The organism is Nitrospirillum karajorum, assembly GCF_036348415.1.
Lineage (GTDB): Bacteria > Pseudomonadota > Alphaproteobacteria > Azospirillales > Azospirillaceae > Nitrospirillum > Nitrospirillum amazonense_B.
The window spans coordinates 588,298-608,359 of the sequence record NZ_JAZBQB010000002.1 but is presented as its reverse complement, the minus strand read 5'-3'; the positions used below and the strand labels follow the sequence as shown (position 1 = coordinate 608,359).

The window sequence follows — 20,062 nt, the reverse complement described above, 5'->3', positions numbered from 1 at the left end:
AAAGCACTATATTTTTGCCCGTTTGGGGAATATCGGCCCGCCGCCATCCGTCGTTCTGCCAGTCTCAGACGATAGTGGGTGTGGATAGTGGGCGTGGATACTCCAGAGTTAGCGTGGGCCGGGCGCACCGTTTCCCCACGCGGGCCGGACATCGATGCTGCCTGGGTGCCGCGCGGCCAGGGGGGCGATGGCCAAGGGGGCGATAACCTGGGCCTGTTCCTCGGCCGGTTGCGCCGCCATTGGGCCCTGGCCGTCACGCTTTTCCTGCTCAGCGCGTCAACCGCCACGGCGCTGGCCTTCCTGTTGCCGTCCTACTGGCGGGTGGAGGTCATGGTGATGCCGGTGTCCAAGAGCGGCGCCGGTTTCGGCAACCTGGACCTGGGCAGCGCCTCGGGCATGCTGGGGGGACTGGGTGGTTTGGGCGGTGTCGCCGGCCTGCTGGGCAAGTCCTCTTCCAACGAGGATGAGGCCATGGCCGTCCTGGGGTCGCGTGAGTTGTTCGACACCTACGCCACCCAGCAGAACCTGTTGCCGGTGCTGTTCGCCAGCAAATGGGACCCGGACACCAAGCGCTGGACCGTGCCGGCGGACGAGGTGCCGACCCTGCGGCGCGGCTTCAAGCTGTTCAACCGCAGCATCCGGGACATCGCGCTGGACCGGCGCAGCGGCATCGTCACCCTGGCCATAACCTGGAAAGACCGCGAACTGGCGGTGCGCTGGGCGCGTGATCTGGTCGCCCTGACCAATGCCCAGTTGCGGGACCGCGCGCTGGCCGATGCCAACCGCAACCTGGCCTATCTGCGCGGCGCCATGGCCAACGCCCAGAAGGAGGGCAACAGCAACGCCCTGAACGCCGCCCTGGTCAGCGCGTACGAGCGCACGCTGCAAAACTATATGTACGCCAACGGGCAGACGGACTTCGCCTTCCGCATCATCGATCCCCCAACCGTGCCCGACGTGCGGGAGAGGGTGTGGCCCAACCGGCCCCTGTTCCTGGCGTTGGGCGTCATCCTCGGGGCCCTGCTGGCCGCCGCCGCCGTGCACCTGCGCGGTCGGGCCGCGGATGCCGCGCTGGCGGGGCACCGCTGACAAATGCGCGCCTCCAAGATCGCCATCCTGGTGCCCAGCTACAACGGCGGCGCCCTGCTGGCCGAGACGGTGGCCTCCGCCGCGGCGGCCGGCCTGCCGCCGGACAGTTATGAGATCGTGGTGTGCGACAACGCCTCCACCGACCGCAGTGCCGATGCCCTGCCGGCCCGCGACGCGCAGGGCGCCGCCATCACGCTCTGCCGCAACGCCCATAACCTGGGCCGTGTCGCCAACTGGAACCGCGCCATCGAGGTGGCGGAGCAGATGGGCTTCGGCTTCGCCCTGTTCCTGATGGTGGGTGACCTGGTGCACGGCGCGGGCCTGATCGCGCTGCGCGATCACATGGTGGCCGCTGGCGCCTGCCTGGGAATCGCTAGTTACGAGATCGTGGATGAGGCGCTGCGGCCCCAGCGCGTGGCCCGTCGCATCCTGTGGCGGGGGGCCGCCGGCCTGTCGGCGCGGGACTTCCTGGCCCAATCCCTGGCCACCGGCGCCATGCTTTACGGCCCGCTGGGCGCCAACCTTTATTGGCTGGGCGGCGGGCGGGGGCACCTGCGCTTCGATCCCAATGATGAAAGCCACACCGACCAATTAGCGACCGCCGTCTTCACCCGCGTGGCCGGCGGCGCGGGGGGAGTGGTCACCTATCTGGACCAGCCCATTTCCCGCTGGCGGGCGCGGCCCGGCCGTTTCCACAGCGGGATGGAGCCGCGCGGTCGGCTGGCCAGTGACCTACGGGTCATGGAGCGCGCGTGCCAGGCGGCCGGCATCGCGATCGATCCTCCCCGCATCCGCGCCAGCCTGCTGCTGCGCGCGGTCTGGCTGACCCGGGGCGACCTGCGCGCCGCGTGGGCCTGGTCCGGCGCCCTGGTGCCGGCGACACCGTCCTGGTCCTGGTTATTCCGCCTGCTGTTCCGGCAGGCGCTGCACAAGACACCCTGGCTGGTAAAGGCCTGAAACGATGATGAAAAGGAATGGGGCGACGATGAGGTCTGGCCGCATATGGGCGCACCGCGCGCTGCTGCTGGCGGCGCTGGCGTCCGGCGTGACGCCGGGCCTGGCGCAGGCTCAGGGCTTGGCACAATTGCTGGGCGGGGGCAATGGCAACGACCTGACGGGCGACCTGCTGCGCACGGTGCAGCAGCGCCTGACCGGCCAGTCCACCGTGCCATCCCTGCAACCCGACGTTCAGGTGCAAAATCCTCCTGGCTATGGCCCCCAGGGGCTGGGCGCCCAGGCCTATGGCCCGCCATCGGCCATCGAGCGGCTGATGAGCGCCCGGGCGGGACAGCCCATCCGCCAGTACGGCTATGAGGTCTTCGGCCGGGGCGGTCCGGTGGTGGTTCGGCAGAGCGGCGCCCTGCAGGACAGCTACGTCCTGGGGGAGGGGGATGAGATCGTCCTGACCCTGCGCGGCCAGCAGAACGCCAGCTATCGGACGCGGGTGGACCGGGATGGCCGGGTGGTCTTTCCCGGCCTGCCGCCTATCGCCGGGGCGGGCCGCCCCTTCGGCGCCTTCCGTGAGGATTTGGAAGATGCCGCCAGCCGCGCCCTGACCGGAACCGAGGTGCTGGTTTCCGTGGGCGCGGTGCGCCAGATCGCGGTGCGCGTGGCGGGCGAGGTCAATGCGCCAGGCCTGTTCACCCTGTCGGGCCTGGCCACCGCCATGGACGCGCTCAGCCTGGCGGGCGGGGTCAAGAACACCGGGTCCCTGCGGGACGTGCAGGTGGTGCGCGGCGGCCGCAGCTTCCGCCTGGACCTCTACACCCTGCTGATGGGCGACGCCTCCGGCCACGACATCCCGCTGGCGGAGGGGGACCGCATCGTCGTCCCCTTGCAGACCAGCGCCGTGGCCATCGTCGGCCAGGTGAAGCGGCCGGCCATCTATGAGCTGCCGGCCGGTCAGCAGGCCACCCCGCTGACCACGCTGATGGCCATGGCCGGCGGGACCGAGGTGCGGGGCAGCTACCGCTATTCCATCCTGCGCACGCGGGAGGATGGCAAGCGTGAGATGGTCCAGGTGGGGGCTGGCGGCTCCGCCACCGTGCGGGACGGCGATGTTGTCTTCGTGGCCCCCACCGCCGACGTCTCCCTGGCCAAGGTGGAACTGCGCGGCGCTACCACGCTGAACGGCAGTTATCCTTTGGAAACCGTGCGCTCCCTGCGCGGCCTTCTCGCCTCCAGCGATATGTTCACGCCAACGGTGGGGCGGCCTCTGCCCTATCTGCTGGCTGACGCGGTCATCCGCCTGGATCCGGCGACCCTGCAGCGCACGGTCATTCCGTTCGCCGTCTCCGACGTTCTGGAAGGCAAGGCCGATGTGGCCCTGCAATCCAATGACGTCGTCTACATCACCAACGTGGCGGAGATGCGCTACATCGCCCGCAAGGCCGGCGAGCAGCAGCGCAACCCGACGCGCAAGGTGAACGACCATCCCGATCCGGTGGCCCCGCCGCCGGCGCCCGACGCCACGGCCATGGCCTTGCAGGCGCAGGCCGCCCCCTGCCGCCCGGCGCCGTGGCGGATCCGCGCCTGGCGCAACTGGCCGCCCTTCAAGGCATGCAGTTGCCGGCCGGGCAGGGTATGCCGTCCGGCGGCGTGCTGGGCCAGGGAGCGCCAGCACTGGCGGGCGCCAACCCCGCCTATGCCGCCGCCTTCGCCGCCGCACAGATGGGCCAGCAGGCGCAATCCGCCCAGGACCAGGGCCCGCCCCGGCCGGAGGAGGAGCGGCTGAATCCCGGCATCGTGGCACCGCCCGAAGTGATCACCAGCCAGGACGGCACCACCACCCGCGCGGATGACGAGGAGGAGCAGGCCGGCGCGCCGCCCGTCATCGGCGCCGGCGCGCTGAGCCCCAGCCAACTGGGTGCCGCCCAGGCGCTGGCCCAACGGCCGAAGCGGCCGCCGCTGCGCCTGTTCGTGGGCCTGGACGATGACGCCCGCCGTCTGCTGGTGGGCACGCTGGCCAACTATCACGTCACGGTGGTGGGCGAGGTCAACAGCCCCGGCGACTTCCTGGTCATGCCCGGCGCCACGCTGGACAAGCTGGTGCAGGCGTCGGGCGGCCTGACGCCCAAGGTGGATCTGCATGCCTTCGAGGTGACGTCGGCGGAGATCGACAACGCCTCCGGCCTGTCGCGCACCGTGCGGCACACCTATGGCCTGCCGGTGGCGCAGTTCGCGCAAGTGGCGCTGAAGCCGTTCGACCGCGTGCGCTTCAACCCGGTCTTCTCCGACCGCGACACCGGGGACGTGACCCTGGCGGGTGAGGTCAAATTCCCCGGCGGGTACGAGATCCTGCGGGGTGAGCATCTGTCGTCCGTGCTGGCGCGGGCCGGGGGATTCACCGACGCCGCCTACCCGGCGGGCGTGGTCTTCCTGCGCCAGTCGGTGGCGGAATCCCAGCGCGACACCCTGCAAAAGGAGGCGGACGCCCTGGAACGCCAGATCGTGTCCATCGTCGGCAACACCAGCAGCAAGGTGCAGGTCACGGATGGGGAGATCGCCTACGTCACCCAGATGATCAACCGGCTGCGCCAGGGCACCGGTCCCGCCAGCGGCCGGGTGTCGGTGCATGTCGACCCGCGCGAGATCGCGGCCCATCCGGAACTGGACATCGTCATGGAACCGGGCGACCAGCTGGTTGTGCCGCGCCAGCCCAGCGCCGTGGTGGTGTCGGGTGAGGTCATGGCGCCCGGCGGCATCCAGTTCCGCACCGACCGCAGCGTGGACGATTACATCGCCATGGCCGGCGGCATGACGGAAATCGCCGACGACGACCATGTCTTCGTGGTGCAGCCCGATGGTTCCGCCGTGCAGGTGAACGGCGGGGGCTGGCTGTCCGCCGCGCCCAAGCTGGCGCCCGGCTCCGTCATCGTCGTGCCGCGCAAGCTGCGCCACTTCACCTGGGACAGCATCCTGATGGACATAGTCCAGGTGACCAGCCAGTTGGCCATCACCGGCGCTTCGCTGGCGGTGATTTCCCGGTAAACCGACAGGGAATAAAGGGCCCCCGGTTTCCGTCCTTGGTTAGAGGGACGGGCCGGGGCCCGTTTCCATTCTTCCTCCGCGATGGGATGGCGGATGCTTCGCATATTAGTCGGCAGTGTCTATTTCCTGCGCCTGGACCCGGTACGCTGGGCGGAACATCAACCGTTCCCCCCTGGGTACCCTCTATGCCGCCGGCACGCTTCAGGCGGCCGGGCATGAGGTGCACTTCTTCGATGCCATGATCGCCGATAGCGTGGCGGAATGGTCGGCGCGGGTGGCCGAGGTGCGGCCGGACATCGCCGTCCTTTACGACGACAATTTCAATTACCTGTCCAAAATGTGCCTGTCGGCCATGCGGCTGGCGGCGCTGGACATGATCGCGGCGGCCAAATCCGCCGGCGCCAAGGTCGCCATTTGCAGCGCCGACGCCGCCGACCACCCCGACCTTTACCTCGACGCCGGCGCCAGCGCCGTCATCGTGGGCGAGGGGGAGGCGACGCTGGCCGAGCTGACGGCCGCCTGGCGCGGCGGCATCGATGATTTGTCCGCCCTCAAAGGCCTGGCGTGGCGTCGCGCCGGGGAGACGGTGCGCAATCCCCGGCGGGAGGTGATACGGGACCTCGACGCCTTGCCCACGCCCGCGTGGGAGCTGGTGGACATGGCGGCGTACCGCCAGATCTGGCATCACCACCACGGCTTTTTCGCGCTGAACCTGGTCACGTCGCGCGGCTGCCCGTATGCGTGCAATTGGTGCGCGAAGCCCATCTGGGGCCAGGGCTACGCCGTGCGTGGCGCCCGCCCGGTGGCGGAGGAACTGGCCCGCCTGGTCCATCTGGCGGCACCCGACTACATCTGGTTCATGGATGACATCATGGGGCTGAAGCCCCGCTGGTGGGGGGAGTTCGCGGACGCCATCGAGGAACTGGGCGTCAAGGTGCCCTTCAAGTGCCTCAGCCGCGCCGACCTGGTGCTGCGCGATGGGGCGGTCGATGATCTGAGGCGCGCGGGCTGCGACGTCGTCTGGCTGGGGGCGGAGTCCGGCAGCCAGAAGATCCTGGACGCCATGGACAAGGACCTGTCGACCGGGGAGATCGCGGCGGCGACCGCCCGTCTCAAGGCGGCCGGCATCCGCGTCGGCCATTTCCTGCAGTTCGGCTATCCCGGCGAAGGCATGGCGGAGATCGGGCAGACCCTGGCCATGCTGCGGACCACCCGGCCGGATGAGATCGGCATTTCCGTGTCCTACCCCCTGCCGGGGACGGTGTTTCACGACCGGGTGCGGAACCAGCTGCGGGAAAAGCGGCATTGGGACGTGTCGTCCGACATGGCCATGCTGTATCGCGGCCCCTACACCACGGCGTTTTACCGGCACCTGCACACCTATGTGCATCGGGATTTCCGGCTGCGCCGCACGCTGGCGCACCTGCGGGACGTTTTGGCGGGTAGGACAGCGAAGGGCGGCCACCTGCGCGCGCTGGCCTTTGTCGCCTATTGCGGCATCGCCATCCCGTTGTCCTGGGCGCGCCTGCACCTGTTGCGCCTCATGCCCCATCCCGTCACGGCACGCAGGGCGGCGCCGTGACCGACATCCTGCTGACCCACGGCTATTTCCTGATGGAGGATCCGGCGGAACGGGCGGTGATGAAGCCCTATCCGCCGCTGGGCCTGCTCTACATCTCCTCCCACCTCAAGGCCCAGGGCTTCGCGGTGGAGGTGATGGACAGCACCTTCATGGACATGGCCACGGCCATGGCCACCCTCGCGGCGAAGCGGCCCCCGGTGGTGGGCATCTATGTCAACCTCATGACGCGGGGCAACGCCCTGCGCCTGGCGGCGGCGGCCAAGGCGGCGGGCGCCACGGTCATCTTCGGCGGGCCGGAACCGGCGAACTACGCCGAGGAGTATCTGGCGCGCGGCGGCGACATCGTCGTGTCCGGGGAGGGGGAGCTGACCCTGGCGGAGCTGATCCCCCATCTGGCCCGCCACGGCCTGACCGGTCTGGACCAGATCCACGGCATCGCCTATCGCGGGGAGGATGGCGGGGTGCGCCGCACGCCGGCGCGCAAGCAGATCGCCGACCTCGACGCCCAGCCCTTCCCCGACCGGGGCGCCATCGATCTGGAACGCTATCTGCAAACCTGGAAGACGCATCACGGCGTCCGTTCCGTCTCCCTCATCGTGGCAAGGGGCTGCCCCTATACCTGCAACTGGTGCAGCCATTCCGTCTTCGGCCACAGCCACCGCCGGCGGTCACCGCAGAACGTGGTGGATGAGATCGAGTTCATCCGCGACACCTACGCGCCCGACCAGCTGTGGTTCGCCGACGACGTGTTCACCATCAATCAGAAATGGCTGGAGCAATTCGCCGCCGAAATGAAGCGCCGAGGCCTGCGCTACCCGTTCGAGACGATCACGCGGGAGGACAGGCTGAACGAGCGGGTGGCCGACCTGCTGGCCGAACTGGGCTGCTACCGCATCTGGATTGGCGCCGAAAGCGGGTCGCAGCGCATCCTGGACGCCATGCAGCGCCGCACCAACGCCGTGCGTATGCGCGAGATGATCGCCCTGGTGCAAAGCCGGGGCATCCGCGCCGGCACCTTCATCATGCTGGGCTACGATGGCGAGACGTGGCAGGACATTGATGAGACGGCCCGCCACCTGCGCCTGTCCGCCCCCGACGACGTGCTGACCACCATCAGCTATCCCATCAAGGGGACGCCCTATTACGACAAGGTGGCCGATCGCATCGCGGGCGGCGGCGCCTGGCATGAAAGCAGCGACCGGGCCCTGACCGTGGTGGGCCGCAGGTCCCGCCGCTTCTACCGCCATGCCCAGCATTGGCTGGCGGCGGAGAGCCGGTTGGGCCGGCTGGAGGCGGCGCCGCGCCGCGACCTGCTGCGCCAGGCGCGGGCGCGGGCCTCCTCCCTGGTCAGCCGGCTCGCCATGTACGCCACCCGGCATGAGGTGGAACATGGCTGAGGCACTGGCCCAAGCGGCGGCTTTCGACCGCTTCGCCGACGATTACGACACCGGCTTCGCCCACAGCATCCCCGGCCGCTGGCTGCGCCACGCGGTGTGGCGGCGGGTGGCCCCCCATGTTCGGCACGGCATGCGGGCCTTGGACCTGGGCTGCGGCACGGGGGAGGACTCGTTGTGGCTGGCCCATGCCGGCGCCCGGGTGACGGCGGCCGATGGCTCCCCCGCCATGCTGCGGGTCACCGCCGACAAGGCCACGCGCTTCGGCATGGGCGACCGGATCACCCCCCGCATCGTCGACCTGAACGCGCCAGGCGATCTGGGCGGCCCGCACGATGTGGTGCTGTCCAACTTCGGCGCGCTGAACTGCGCCACGGGTTTGGCGCCCGTGGTCCAGGCCCTGGACCGCGCCGTGGTCCCAGGGGGCGTGGTGGCCCTGGTGGTCATGGGGCGGTTTTGCGTCTGGGAAACGCTTTGGTACGGCGCGCGGCTGCGGCGCACGGCGGTGCGGCGCTGGTCCGGCCGGTCCACCGCCGACATCGGCGGCACGACCATCCCCATCCGCTACTGTACGCCAGGGGATATCGTCCGCGCCTTCGCCCCGTCCTTCCAGGTCCTGTCCGTGCATCCGGTGGGCCTGTTCCTGCCGCCGTCCGACCTGTTCGCGCGACTGGAACGCCATCCGCGCCGCCTGACCCGTCTGATGCGGTGGGAGAGGGGGCGGCCAATTGGTCCGGCCTGGCCGGTCTGGCCGATCATCATTTGACCCTGCTGCGGCACATCTAAGGGAAGCGCCCGCGCCATGATCCTGTTCTACAATCCGGTCAGTTCCCCCTCGCGGAAGCCGGTCATGCCCCTGGCGCTGCTGGCCGTGGGCGCGATGCTGGAGGGGTGGGAGGACTACCGCATCATCGACGGCAACCTGGTGCCACAGGGGCTGGCCGCCCTGCGCCAGGCCATCGTGGAGACCGGGGCCGATATCCTGTGCCTGACGGTGATGCCGGGGCCGCAGTTGACCGACGCCGTGCCCATCTGCAAGGCGCTGAAGGCCGAATTCCCCAGCCTCATCATCGTCTGGGGCGGCTATTTCCCCACCCTGCACGGCCAGATCCTGATGCGGGAGCCCTATGTCGACTATCTCTTCCGCGGCCATTGCGAGTTGGCGTTCAGCGACTTCGTGCGCAAGATCCGGGCGGGGGAGGATGTCACCGGACTGCCCGGCCTGGGCTGGCGCGACGCGGAAGGTGCGGTTCACCTGAACCCGAAGCCGCCGGTGCCCGATATCAACGCCTTGCCGGATTTCCCTTATCACCGCGTGGACATGGACGTTTACGCCCGGCCGTCCTTCCTGGGCTCGCGCACCATGGCCCACCACGCCAGCTATGGCTGCCCCTTCCAGTGCAATTTCTGCGCGGTGGTGCACAAGGTGAACGGTCGCTATTCCGCCCAGACGGCGGAACGCGCCGCCGCCGTGGTAGAACGGCTGGTGCGCGACCATGGCGCCACGGCGGTGGAGTTCTACGACAACAACTTCTTCGTCAACGAGGCCCGCTGCGCCGAGTTCGCGGAGCGCATCACCCCGCTGGGCATCGGCTGGTGGGGCTTCGGCCGCGCCGACACCATGCTGAAGTTCAGCGACGACACCTGGACCAAGTTGAGCCGCAGCGGCCTGAAGATGGTGTTCATGGGGGCGGAGTCCGGCGACGCCGCGATGCTGGAGCGCATGAACAAGGGCGGCAAGCAGGACGGCAACACCATCCTGGCGGTGGCGGAGAAGATGCGCCGCTTTGGCGTGGTGCCGGAGATGTCCTTTATCATCGGCAATCCGCCCGATCCGGAAAAGGATGCGGAAAACACCATCCAATTCATACGGATGCTGAAGAACGTTAATCCAGCGACTGAGATCGTCATCTACATCTACAGCCCGGTGCCGGTGGAAGGCGCCATGTCGCAGGAGGCGGAGGCCGCCGGCTTCGAATACCCCAAGGACGTCACGACCTGGACGGAGGCGAAGTGGGAGAAGTTCGCCCAGCATTTGTCATCCGACCTGCCGTGGATGAACGACCGCATTCGCCGCAAGATCGCGAATTTCCAGCGGGTGCTCCACGCCCGATACCCCACCATCACCGACACCCGCCTGGGCGGCATCGGCCGTGTCGCCCTGCGCGTCCTGGCGTCCTGGCGCTACAGGGCGCAGTTCTATGATTTCCCGGTGGAACTGCGCCTGCTGAACAAGCTGTTCCCCCACCGGCGCCCCGAAATCCAGGGGTTCTGAGCCATGGGCGATTTCGCCATAGCGCGGGCTTGGCGGGGCCGGCGCCTGTCGCGGGTGCCGGTGGTCACCCTGATGCCGCACAGCCGCTGCAACTGCCGCTGCGTCATGTGCGATATCTGGAAGGCCAATCGCAATGGCAGCAGCCTGGACCCGGCGACGGTGGACCGGCTGGTGGCGGACCTCCAGTCCCTGGGCGCGCGCTGGGTGGTGCTGTCGGGGGGGAGGCCTTGCTGCATCCCAATCTTTGGGCCCTATGCGCCGCGCTCAAGACGCTGCCGCTCAAGATCACCCTGCTCAGCAGCGGCCTGCTGCTGGAACGGCATGCCGCCGCCATCGTGACCTGGTGCGATGAGGTCATCGTCTCCCTGGACGGGCCCAAGGCGACGCACAACCGCATCCGCGGCATCAAGGACGCCTATGCGTCGCTGGCCGCCGGCGTCGACGCGCTGCGCCAGCAGCGGGCGAATTATCCGGTGGCGGGGCGCTGCGTGGTCCAGCGGGGCAATTTCCTGGACCTGCCGGCCACGGTCGACGCCGCCAAGGCGCTGGGCCTGGACAGCATCTCTTTCCTGGGGGCCGACCTCAGTTCCACCGCCTTCAACCGCCCACAGGGCTGGGAAGGTCCGCGCGTGGAGGAGGTGGGGCTGGATGCGGACCAGTGCGACGCCCTGGACGCCGTCCTGGGCGCGCTGGCCGCCAGCCATGGCGGTGACTTCGCCAGCCGCTTCATCCAGGAAAGCCCCGCCCGGCTCAGCCGCATCGTCGCGCACTACCGCGCCGCGCTGGGCTTGGCGCCGCCGCCGCCGGTGCGCTGCAACGCGCCCTGGGTCTCCACGGTGGTGGAGGCCGACGGAACCGTGCGCCCCTGCTTTTTCCATGAGCCCATCGGCACGCTTGGCAGCGATGGGACCCTGCCGGAAATCCTGAACGGTCCGGCCGCGCGGGCCTTTCGCGCCGGCCTCGACATGCACAGCGACCCGACCTGCCGGCGTTGCGTCTGCAGCCTCAAGCTATGAGCCCCGTCATGCCCCATCCCCGGCCGGCCCCGCCGCCCCCGTCCGTCGCCCCCGCCACCCGCCTGTTGTGGGCGCCCTGGATGGCGGCCAAGCGCGCCGTGCTGCGCCGGCGCTTGCGCCGGCCGGTGTTCGAAACCATCCGGGGGCGGTCCTTCGCCGTCTGGCCCGGTGTGTTCAACCCCGTGATCTTCCGCACCGGGCGCTTCCTGGCGGAGTTCATCGCCACCAGCCCGCTGCTGGAACCGGCGGGCGCGGGGGCGACGGCGCTGGACGTGGGCACCGGCTGCGGCGTGCTGGGCATCTTCGCCGCCACGCGCGGCTATCAGGTGACGGCCGTGGACGTGGTGCCGGAGGCGGTGGCCTGCGCCCGCGCCAACGCCCTGCTGAACACCCTGGCGGTCGATGTCCAGCAGGGGGACCTGTTCGCGCCGGTGGCCGGCCGCACCTTCGACCTGGTGCTGTTCTCCCTGCCGAAGTTCCGGGGCACGCCCGCCACCACCTTCGAACGCTCCTGGCGCAGCCCGGACGTCATCGACCGCCTTGCCGCCGGCCTGCCCGGCATGCTGAAGCCCGGCGGCAAGGCCTATTTCGTGCTGACCAGCCACGGCGACTGCGCCGGCATGCTGGACGGCCTGGCCCAGGCGGGTCTGGTGGTCGAGCGGGTGCTGTGGCGGCATTTCGGCGTGGAGACGCTGGCGATCTATTCCGCCACCGCGCCGAACCGGTCCAGCAGCGCGGCCGTGTCCAGCTGAGGCGCAAGTGCCGCCAGCATCTCCGCCACCGCCAGATCCACATGCTTGATACGGCCGCCCACGGTCAGGCGGCCGTAGCCGGACGGGGCGTCTAAGTCCCCGTCCACCAGCACCGGCCGGCCAGCCCGGACCACCAGCAGGATGTCCGCCGGCGTCAGGGCGAAAAAGGCGTCCCAGCGATCGACCGCGTGCCGCCGGGCGATGACCAGGTCGTTCGGGGCGGCGTGCCGCCAGAAGCGCGACGCCGCGCCCGTCAGGCTGTCGAACAGCGCCGTGTCGGGTATCCGGCCCCGGGCCTGGCGCAGATGGTCCCACAGTGTGCCGGGCGCGGAGATGGTGGCGTCGGTGCCGAACAGCACCGGGGTATGGCGCAGGGCCGCCGACGCGTCGGCCGTCCGGCCGAACAGGAACAGGTTGCTGGCGGGGCACCAGATCAACGCGGCCAGCCGCCGAAAGTCCTCCCCCGCCAGGCTGACCCCATGCACGCCGGCGACCCGCCGCCGGAACAGGTTTTCCCTCAGGAAGTCCAAGGCGCGGCGGCGGCTGTCCGCCGTCACCCCCTCGGCCAGGTGCAGCACCGCCGGCCCCAGGCCACCCAGCCAGCGCCAGGGACTGGCCAGTTCCGGCGAGTGCAGGTCCTGATAGGGGGCCAGCACGCCGATGGGTCCGTCGCCTGGGGCACCGCCATGGTCCACCACCGCCGTCACACCCCACAGCAGGTTTTTCAGCAGGCCGACCTGCCGGCGCAAGGCGGCGGGGATGGCCTCGATGCGGCGGATCAGTTCCCGATCCGCCTGCACGTCCCGGCTCCACCCCAGGAAGTCGTCGTAGGGCGGTGCGCCGGTGGGGGGATAGCAGTTGAAGACCAGATGGTCGTGGGAATTGATCAGGCCGGGAAAGGCGATGCACTCTCCCCAAAGCGCCCCATGGGAGGCCGTCAGTTCCGTCAGCAGCGGTGGGGCGGGGGCGGGCCCGATCCAGAGGGGGGCTGTCACGCCGGCCCCTGGGTGGTATGGGTGGGTGTGCCATGGGTCAGGCGGTACGCCAGCAGCCCCAAGGCCTCATGCGCCGCCAGGTCCAGGTGGGCCAGATTGGCGGCCAGCGACAGGTGATGCTGCCGTCCCTGGGCCGCCGTCAGGTAGTTCGATGGCCAGGGCGTCACCTGCCAACCGGCGCGCGCGGCCGACAGCATGGCGCGGGGCATATGATAGGCCGACGCCACCAGCACCCAGCGCTGCCCGGCCTGAGGCTGCGCCACATCCTTGGCGAACAATAGATTCTCCAGGGTGGTGCGCGATCGCCCCTCATAACTGACCCGGGCGTCGTCGAGGCCCAGGTCGGAAAAGACGTGCCGGGCCACCACCGCGTCCGCCACCCCGATGCCGCCGACGTCGCCGGCCCCGCCGCTGAAGATCACGCGCGCCTCTGGGTGGCGGCGGGCCAACGCCGCCGCGGCCAGCAGGGTGCCCCCGTCGGGCCCCACGCCGGGCACGCCCCGGCTGCGCAGCGCCTCGCCATTCAGCCCTTCGCCCAGGACCAGGATGCCGTCTATGGCCTCGGGTTCCGTCCCGGGCCGGGAATACTGGTTCTCGATAGGCCGCAATGCCCAGTCGCCCACCGGCAGGATCAGCAGGATCAGCAGCGACAGGGCGCCGGCCACGGCCGGCAACAGGGCCGCCGCATGGCGCCGGGCTGCCAGCCAGACGGTGGCGACCGCCGTCCAGACCAGCAGATGGCTGGGCGCCACCAGATACCAGCCCACCTTGGAAACAATGAAGAACTCCAACGGCGTCACCATGGCGCCGCCCGAGCCTGGGCATTAAAAAACATATTGGACCAGCAGACCGATGGTCTGGACGGTGTAGTTCTCCGGAATGACGCCCAGATAGGTGTTGTTGTTGATCGCGCCGGCCGCCAGCCCAGTGTAATGGAAGTCCACCAACCGCTCATAATTGAAGCGATAGTAGAGGCGGTAGGACAGCGCCTCCGACATCTGCCACCGCACGTCGGTCTGCACGGCGTGGCTGTCATAGGTGATGGCGGGGAAGCGGTTGCCGGCCTGCGCCGGCGACAGCACGCCGAAAAAGGCGCCCGTCCCGGCGTAGGCGTAGTCCAGGGCCGTGCTGGCGCGGGTGAAGGTGTAATCCGCGTTCACCGAGACGACACCCCAGCTGTGGTGCGCGTTCAGGCCCGCCGTGTAATTGTCGGACCCCACCGTTTCCGTCCAGGCGTTGGCCAGGGGGTAGCCCGCCCCGCCGGCGCTGCCGCTGGTGCCGGCACCGGTGGCGGCGATGTTGGCGACACCGCGATCCTGGTTCTGATAGGTGAAATAGCCCGTCAGGGTGGTCGCCGCCGACATCTGGTAGGTATAGGCGGTGGTGATGTCGAAGGCGTGGGTGGACCGCAGGCCATAGGCGGCATCGTAATCGTCCACCTTCAGGCTGCCGGTCAGTTGCAGGTCGCTGCGCGGTGACAGGATGTAGTTGGCCTGGCCGCGCAGCACATGCTCCGTCCGGTTGGCGATGTCGAACTTGCGCAGGTCGGCCAGCGCGAAGGCCGGATCGCCCGACGGTGTGGCCGGGATATAGCCGGGCAGGGTCGCGGAATAATACGGCGTATAGGGGTTGGACTGGTAGTCGCTGCCGATGCGCCGCGCGAACTCATACGACAGGCGGGCGGTGCCCCACTCATACCCCGTGGTGCTCAACTGGGCCCGGGCGATGTTGTCGTGGGCGTCCGTGATCTCACGCACGGTATGGTCGATGGTGTCGTTTTCGTAACTGAGATCCAGCTTCCAATGCGTGTCCAGGCGATAGGCCGCCTTGGCCGTCACCTGCAGATTGTTGTTGGCGAACGGCATGTTGCGGATCTGGACCAGGCTGCCCGGGGTTTTCACCTGGTAGACGCCGCTCAAGGTCGGCACGAAGGGCGCCAGGCCGCCATCAATGGCGATGTAGCCGTACTGACCCGTCTGGGGATTGAAGGCGACATAATTGGTGCGGTTGGACTCATCCCGGTCGCGCACCTCCAGCGTCAGGCCCAGGTCGGGGTTGACGGTGTAGTGGTACTGCGCCACCGCGTTCAGGATGTTGATGGCGGCGTTGGCCGTCGGCTGACTGAGGGCCGAGGCGCTGTTCCATTGGCTCAAATTGATGGTGTCGGCGCCGCTGGTGATCACGGCGCTGCCGGTGGTGGGCGCCTGCAGGGCGTCGTCCTGGCGCATCAGGCTGTAGGACAGGCTGGCGGTGAAGCGCGACGAGGGCGACAGCTGCATCGCCAGGTCGCCCTTCACGGTGTGATAGTCGTTGTTGGGCGCCAGGCTCAGGCGCCCGGTCTGGGGGATGTAGGCGCCGGGGGCGGTGTTGGAGGTCAGGCCCGGATTCTGCCAGGTCAGATCCAGGATGTCGTTGCGGAAGAACGAACCGGCATAGGCCAGGTTTGCCTGGAACCTCTCCTCCCGGTATCGCACCCCGCCCGTGACGTCGACCGTCTGATAGTGGATGGGCTGGATCAGCTGGGTGGCGCCGTTCTGGAACGGGATGCCGAACGTGGCACTGATGGGCTGGGTGCCGTTGCGCCGCTCGTCCGAGATTTTCAGGAACAGCTCGGTATGCTCATCCGCCGTGTAGGTCAGCGAGCTGCCGGCCTTTTCGCGCAGGATGCGCAGGGTGCTGGGGCCCACCGCCGCCGCCACGGCGTTGACCTGCGCCGGGGTGGAGGCGCCTGGCGTCAGACCGCCGCGCAGGGTCAGGTTGCCGGTGCCCGCCCCATCCCACAGCGACTTGGCCACCGTGGAGAAGGTGTGCGGAATGCTGTCGAAATAGGCCTGCAGGTCATAGACGCCGTAGCGGCCGACATCGACCTGGTAATACTGGTCGGTGCGGCCGACGTTCTGGGCGAAGGCGGAGACATGCAGGGCCGTCTTGCGGTCCTCCGCCTCGAACCCCAGGCTGGTGACGGTGAAGCCGTTCTTCCAGTCGCCATACCGGTTCAGCGAGGCCGACCGGCTGTCCTGGCCGAAGGTGCCCATGATGCCGGCCTCGAACCAGCCCAGGGTCCACCAATCGGGGTTGCTCTGGCTCTGCGTCATTTCCGGCGTGCGGTAGGGCACGGGATACATCAGGCCCGTGGGCGTGCGGGTCACGTCGTCGATGACCGACAAGCCGTCATCGTCCCGGGCCCGGTTCATGATCTGGCCGGTGGGATTCAGGACGTTGCCGGGCCCGCCATAGCCGGTGGTGCCGCTGTCGGCCCGGGCCACCGTCGCCGCGATGGGGGCGCTGGCCATTTCCAAGAGGGCGGCCGTGACCAGATAGCGCGTCGGCAGCCGCGGGGTGGACTTTTTCTGACGCTGTCTCATCGTTCGAACCGTGCGCCGGAGGGACTGTTGGACCCGTGGATGTTCACGTGGCAGGTCTGGCAGCTGGTGGCGATCAGGCGGGGGTCGGGCCCCGGCCCGCGCGCCATGTTGCCCGCCGTCAGCAGGCCGGAGGGATGGCCGAACTGCGAGTGGCACTGCTGGCACAGCACCGGACGCGGCGCGGTCAGCAGGCTTTCGAAGTTGGAGCCGTGCGGCGAATGGCAGTTCAGGCAGCTTTCACGCACCGGCGCGTGTTCGAACAGGAAGGGCCCGCGCTTGTCGGCATGGCAGGTGAAGCAAACCTCGTTCACGCTGTCGGCCTTCAGCAAGGGGGCCGTGGTCGACCCATGCGGGTTGTGGCAGTCGGTGCAGCTCAGCTTGCCTTCCAGCAGGGGCATGTGCGACCGGCGCGCGAACTCCGCATGCTGGGCCTTGTGGCACTGGAAGCAGGTCTCGTTGATGCTTTCCCGGGCGGTCAGACCGCGCGCGCCGAAGGTGGTCATGGGGTTGTGGCAGTCGGCGCAGCCCAGCTGATTGCTGTCGTGGACGCTGTCGTGCCAGAAAATGCGCTGACCGCCGGCGTGGCAGCCCAGGCATTGGCCGTTCTGCTCCGCGATGGGCGTTTTGCTTTTCTTGGAAAAGCTGATGATGGTGGTGAGGTCGGACGGGTCCTCCACATGCGCCGAACCCGGGCCGTGGCAGGCCTCGCAATTTTGCGCCTGAAGCTCCGTGCGCGGGTTCTGCTGGAAGACCTTGGCGTGGATGGTATGCGCCCAGTTGGTCGCCTCCTGCTGGTGGCAGCTCTCGCAGGTCTCGCGCCCGACATAGGTGCGCTGGGGCTTGTCGGCGGCCTTGGCGGCGACGGGGGCGACGACGGAGGCGGCGGCTGGCTCGGGCTTCGCCGCTTCAGGCTTGGGCGTTTCAGCCGCGTAGCTGGCCAGCCGGGTCCATTTGGCGGCGTTGGGCGCGGACGCTTCCGCGACAGCGCCAGATGGGGTGCCACCAGATGGGATGCCAGACGGGGCGGGGGTGGTGAATTGCGCCGCCTTCAGGCTGGGGTAATGGCCTTGCGGGAGGTCGCCGCCGGCAATGCCGCTGGTCGAGGTCGCATCCATGGCGGCGACGCCGGTGTGCAGGGTGGCGATGTCGCTGTCGATGCGTTGCAGGGCATCGGCGTCGACATGGCCGGCGTGGATGCGGGCCATCTCCGCCCGGAGGGCGGCTTGGTCCGGCGCCAGGGCGGGCGTTTCCGCGCGGGCGGGCGCGGCGCCGGACCCGGCCACGGCGACGGCCAGCAGAAGGCTGAGGAAAAGGGCGCGCATCATTGCGGCGCCAGGGATTTGAGGTAGGCGACCACGTCCTGGCGCTGCTGCTCATCGGCCAGGCTAAAGGGCATCTTGTTGGAAACCGAGGGATCGCCGACGAAGTCACCCAGGTATTTGTGCGGGTTGACCAGATAGGCGACGATGGCGTCTTCCGTCCACACCAGCCCCTTGGCCGCCGCCTGCTTCACGGCGGGGGAATAGCTGTAGCCGGCGATGCTGCCGGCGGGGCGGCCGACCACGCCGTACAGGCTGGGCCCCACCTTGTTCACGCCTTGCTCCGCCGCGTGGCAGGCCGCGCATTTCTTGAACACAGCGGCACCAGCCGCAGGATCGCCCGCGGCATGCGCGGCCGCAGATGATCCCACCAGCATCAGCACGGCGGCAACCAGCTTTCGTTTCGGCGTCATAGGTCGGCTCCCTCAATCCCTGTCCCATCAGACGGGTGGGGGCGGCGGGATATTCCCCGGACCAGGGAAAAAAACGCCGGGAGCCGACTTTTTTTCAGCGTTACCCGAAGGACGGGGCCGCAGGCTTACCGAAGGCCGATCAGGGCGCCTTCTTCACCGCCCCGGTCACCGGCGTCCAGGAGGGAGGGTCGCTGGCGGGGAAGGAGTCCGCGCTGGCGTCCTCCACCACGTCCCGGTCCGGCTGATAGGGCGGCGGCGTGTTCGCTTTGTCGATCAGCGCCGCTTGCCCCGCCGCCATGGCGGCGGGAACCACCGGGCCGGGCGTCGTCACCACCGTCTGGTGGCCACGGATGCGGGGATCCTCTTGCCGCGCGGGCGCCATGGTGGGCCCGCTCAGCACCTGGCGCATCTGGTGGGTCTGCGGGCGGGGCAGGGGGCGGGCCCTGGGTTCCGGCTCGCTGATGTCATAGGGCAGGTTGTGACGCTCGGCATAAGCCACCGCCTCTTCCAGCGTGTCGAAGGCCAGCAGGACGTCCTGCTGCGGGTCGCCGCCGCCCGCCCAGCCGGTGACGCTGTCGATCTCGTGGGTGGGCTTGGCCTCATAGGTCAACAGCCAGGCGGCCTTGCGACCGGGGGCGTTCTGCATCGTTGCGGGCGAGGGCTTGCGGATATAGGCGCGCAGGGGAACGGGGATGCCGACGGGATCGCCGGGGGTCAGCAGGGGCTTGGTCATGGGATCGGGCCTCCAGTAAGGGCACCCTGCCACAAGCGGCAAAATTCACGCTCGTTCCCGGGCCTTGTCCGGTTGGAACCCGTACCCCCTGTATCCGTTGAGGGCCCATGACCCATCGCGGAGGCGGAATCATGAAAATGGACGATAACGGCACCTCCCGCCGCGCCGTCATCGGCGGCTTGGCCGCCGGTGCCGCCGCGAGCTTGAGCACTGGGCCGGGCCAAGCGGCTGAAGCGACCACCGGCGCACGGCCACCGGACTATCCGAGCCCACCGTTCCCCCGTCAGGAACAGCAGGAACCGCCGGGCCTGGCCAGCCGCATGAACCCCAGGCCCGACCACGGCGAAACCAGCTACAAGGGCAGTGGCCGCTTGGCGGGACGCAAGGCCCTGATCACCGGGGGCGACAGCGGCATCGGCCGCGCCGCCGCCATCGCCTTCGCCCGCGAGGGCGCCGATGTCGCCTTCGGCTACCTGCCGGTGGAGGAACCGGACGCTCGAGAGGTGGTGCAGCTGATCCAGGCGGCGGGCCGCAAGGCGGTGCCCCTGCCGGGCGACATCCGCGACGAGGCCTTTTGCCGTACCCTGGTGGCCGATGCCGTGCGGGACCTGGGCGGTCTGGACATCCTGGTGAACAACGCCGCACGGCAGCATTCGGTGGACAGCCTCACCGACATCAGCACCCAGCAATTCGACGACACGTTCAAGACCAATGTCTACGCGCTGTTCTGGATCACCAAGGCGGCCCTGCCGCACCTGGGCAAAGGGGCCGCCATCATCAACACCACGTCCGTCAACGCCTATGACCCATCGCCCAACATCCTGGACTATGCCGCGACCAAGGGGGCCATCATGATCTTCACCAAGGGCCTGGCCAAGCAATTGGCCAAGAAGGGAATCCGCGTGAACGCGGTGGCGCCCGGCCCGGTATGGACGCCTTTGCAGCCCAGCGGCGGCCAACCGCCGGAAAAGCTGGTGTCCTTCGGATCGGACACGCCGCTGGGCCGGCCGGGCCAGCCTGCGGAACTGGCCAGCCTGTATGTGTTGCTGGCGACGAACGAGGACAGCTTTTCTACCGGCCAGGTCTTCGGCGCGACGGGCGGGCATGGTGGGCCCTGAGGCCCCGTATCCCCTGAGTTC

17 protein-coding genes are annotated in these 20,062 nt (G+C 69.0%); 11 read left to right on the top strand and 6 right to left on the bottom strand.

Features of this window, described 5'->3' with window-relative positions; genetic code table 11:
- Positions 1–93 precede the first annotated feature (93 nt).
- The 10 genes from UCD39_RS10390 (at position 94) to UCD39_RS10345 (ending at position 12,098) form a co-directional block, all read left to right on the top strand.
- Positions 94–1,089, top strand: a complete 996-nt coding sequence (locus UCD39_RS10390) for a GumC domain-containing protein (RefSeq protein WP_330495953.1) — start codon at positions 94–96, stop codon at positions 1,087–1,089.
- A gap of 3 nt (positions 1,090–1,092) precedes the next feature.
- On the top strand, positions 1,093–2,046 hold the full coding sequence (locus UCD39_RS10385; RefSeq protein WP_330495951.1) for a glycosyltransferase family 2 protein: 954 nt from the start codon (positions 1,093–1,095) through the stop codon (positions 2,044–2,046).
- Between the two features lie 28 nt (positions 2,047–2,074).
- Positions 2,075–3,823, top strand: coding sequence for an SLBB domain-containing protein (locus UCD39_RS10380; protein ID WP_330495950.1), 1,749 nt, complete (start codon positions 2,075–2,077; stop codon positions 3,821–3,823).
- The gene (locus UCD39_RS10375) at positions 3,760–5,079 is read left to right on the top strand and encodes an SLBB domain-containing protein (RefSeq protein WP_330496537.1); all 1,320 of its coding nucleotides are present in this window, start codon (positions 3,760–3,762) and stop codon (positions 5,077–5,079) included. Before UCD39_RS10380 ends, UCD39_RS10375 begins: the two co-directional genes overlap by 64 nt.
- A 115-nt stretch (positions 5,080–5,194) precedes the next feature.
- Positions 5,195–6,661: a B12-binding domain-containing radical SAM protein gene (locus tag UCD39_RS10370; protein ID WP_330495949.1), complete on the top strand. Its 1,467-nt coding sequence runs from the start codon at positions 5,195–5,197 to the stop codon at positions 6,659–6,661.
- Entirely contained in the window at positions 6,658–8,058 is a 1,401-nt protein-coding gene (locus UCD39_RS10365; protein ID WP_330495948.1) for a B12-binding domain-containing radical SAM protein, read from the top strand. The genes UCD39_RS10370 and UCD39_RS10365 overlap by 4 nt, the downstream gene beginning before the upstream one ends.
- Positions 8,051–8,821, top strand: coding sequence for a class I SAM-dependent DNA methyltransferase (locus tag UCD39_RS10360; protein ID WP_330495947.1), 771 nt, complete (start codon positions 8,051–8,053; stop codon positions 8,819–8,821). Before UCD39_RS10365 ends, UCD39_RS10360 begins: the two co-directional genes overlap by 8 nt.
- Positions 8,822–8,857: 36 nt before the next feature.
- Entirely contained in the window at positions 8,858–10,330 is a 1,473-nt protein-coding gene (locus tag UCD39_RS10355; RefSeq protein ID WP_330495946.1) for a B12-binding domain-containing radical SAM protein, read from the top strand.
- 227 nt (positions 10,331–10,557) lie between these two features.
- Positions 10,558–11,346, top strand: coding sequence for an SPASM domain-containing protein (locus UCD39_RS10350; protein WP_330495945.1), 789 nt, complete (start codon positions 10,558–10,560; stop codon positions 11,344–11,346).
- Positions 11,347–11,354: 8 nt separating this feature from the next.
- Positions 11,355–12,098 carry a methyltransferase gene (locus UCD39_RS10345; protein ID WP_330495944.1) on the top strand — a complete coding sequence of 248 codons (744 nt, stop codon included), beginning with the start codon at positions 11,355–11,357 and terminating at the stop codon, positions 12,096–12,098.
- Here UCD39_RS10345 and UCD39_RS10340 read toward each other — a convergent pair.
- From UCD39_RS10340 to UCD39_RS10315, 6 genes are all read right to left on the bottom strand, one after another.
- Positions 12,047–13,093 carry an amidohydrolase family protein gene (locus UCD39_RS10340; protein WP_330495943.1) on the bottom strand — a complete coding sequence of 349 codons (1,047 nt, stop codon included), beginning with the start codon at positions 13,091–13,093 and terminating at the stop codon, positions 12,047–12,049. The genes UCD39_RS10345 and UCD39_RS10340 overlap by 52 nt on opposite strands.
- On the bottom strand, positions 13,090–13,896 hold the full coding sequence (locus UCD39_RS10335; protein ID WP_330495942.1) for a YdcF family protein: 807 nt from the start codon (positions 13,894–13,896) through the stop codon (positions 13,090–13,092). Before UCD39_RS10335 ends, UCD39_RS10340 begins: the two co-directional genes overlap by 4 nt.
- Before the next feature lie 21 nt (positions 13,897–13,917).
- Positions 13,918–16,458: an MtrB/PioB family outer membrane beta-barrel protein gene (locus UCD39_RS10330; protein ID WP_330495941.1), complete on the bottom strand. Its 2,541-nt coding sequence runs from the start codon at positions 16,456–16,458 to the stop codon at positions 13,918–13,920.
- Positions 16,455–17,783 (bottom strand): DmsE family decaheme c-type cytochrome, encoded by a 1,329-nt coding sequence (locus UCD39_RS10325; protein WP_330495940.1) that lies wholly within the window; start codon positions 17,781–17,783, stop codon positions 16,455–16,457. The genes UCD39_RS10330 and UCD39_RS10325 overlap by 4 nt, the downstream gene beginning before the upstream one ends.
- Entirely contained in the window at positions 17,780–18,190 is a 411-nt protein-coding gene (locus tag UCD39_RS10320; RefSeq protein WP_330495939.1) for a c-type cytochrome, read from the bottom strand. Before UCD39_RS10320 ends, UCD39_RS10325 begins: the two co-directional genes overlap by 4 nt.
- Before the next feature lie 139 nt (positions 18,191–18,329).
- Positions 18,330–18,923 (bottom strand): NADH dehydrogenase ubiquinone Fe-S protein 4, encoded by a 594-nt coding sequence (locus UCD39_RS10315; RefSeq protein ID WP_330495938.1) that lies wholly within the window; start codon positions 18,921–18,923, stop codon positions 18,330–18,332.
- A 131-nt stretch (positions 18,924–19,054) separates the two neighbouring features.
- Between UCD39_RS10315 and UCD39_RS10310 the strand changes: the two genes are divergently transcribed.
- Positions 19,055–20,041 carry an SDR family oxidoreductase gene (locus tag UCD39_RS10310; RefSeq protein ID WP_330495937.1) on the top strand — a complete coding sequence of 329 codons (987 nt, stop codon included), beginning with the start codon at positions 19,055–19,057 and terminating at the stop codon, positions 20,039–20,041.
- Positions 20,042–20,062 lie beyond the last annotated feature (21 nt).

Bases quoted from the DNA above. Each gene is read 5' to 3' on its own strand.
- UCD39_RS10385 (WP_330495951.1), top strand. From the start codon at position 1,093: ATGCGCGCCTCCAAGATCGCCATCCTGGTGCCCAGCTACAACGGCGGC.
- UCD39_RS10380 (WP_330495950.1), top strand. From the start codon at position 2,075: ATGAGGTCTGGCCGCATATGGGCGCACCGCGCGCTGCTGCTGGCGGCG.
- UCD39_RS10375 (WP_330496537.1), top strand. From the start codon at position 3,760: ATGGGCCAGCAGGCGCAATCCGCCCAGGACCAGGGCCCGCCCCGGCCG.
- UCD39_RS10360 (WP_330495947.1), top strand. From the start codon at position 8,051: ATGGCTGAGGCACTGGCCCAAGCGGCGGCTTTCGACCGCTTCGCCGAC.
- UCD39_RS10355 (WP_330495946.1), top strand. From the start codon at position 8,858: ATGATCCTGTTCTACAATCCGGTCAGTTCCCCCTCGCGGAAGCCGGTC.
- UCD39_RS10345 (WP_330495944.1), top strand. From the start codon at position 11,355: ATGCCCCATCCCCGGCCGGCCCCGCCGCCCCCGTCCGTCGCCCCCGCC.
- UCD39_RS10335 (WP_330495942.1), bottom strand. From the start codon at position 13,896: ATGGTGACGCCGTTGGAGTTCTTCATTGTTTCCAAGGTGGGCTGGTAT.
- UCD39_RS10330 (WP_330495941.1), bottom strand. From the start codon at position 16,458: ATGAGACAGCGTCAGAAAAAGTCCACCCCGCGGCTGCCGACGCGCTAT.
- UCD39_RS10325 (WP_330495940.1), bottom strand. From the start codon at position 17,783: ATGATGCGCGCCCTTTTCCTCAGCCTTCTGCTGGCCGTCGCCGTGGCC.
- UCD39_RS10320 (WP_330495939.1), bottom strand. From the start codon at position 18,190: ATGACGCCGAAACGAAAGCTGGTTGCCGCCGTGCTGATGCTGGTGGGA.
- UCD39_RS10315 (WP_330495938.1), bottom strand. From the start codon at position 18,923: ATGACCAAGCCCCTGCTGACCCCCGGCGATCCCGTCGGCATCCCCGTT.
- UCD39_RS10310 (WP_330495937.1), top strand. From the start codon at position 19,055: ATGAAAATGGACGATAACGGCACCTCCCGCCGCGCCGTCATCGGCGGC.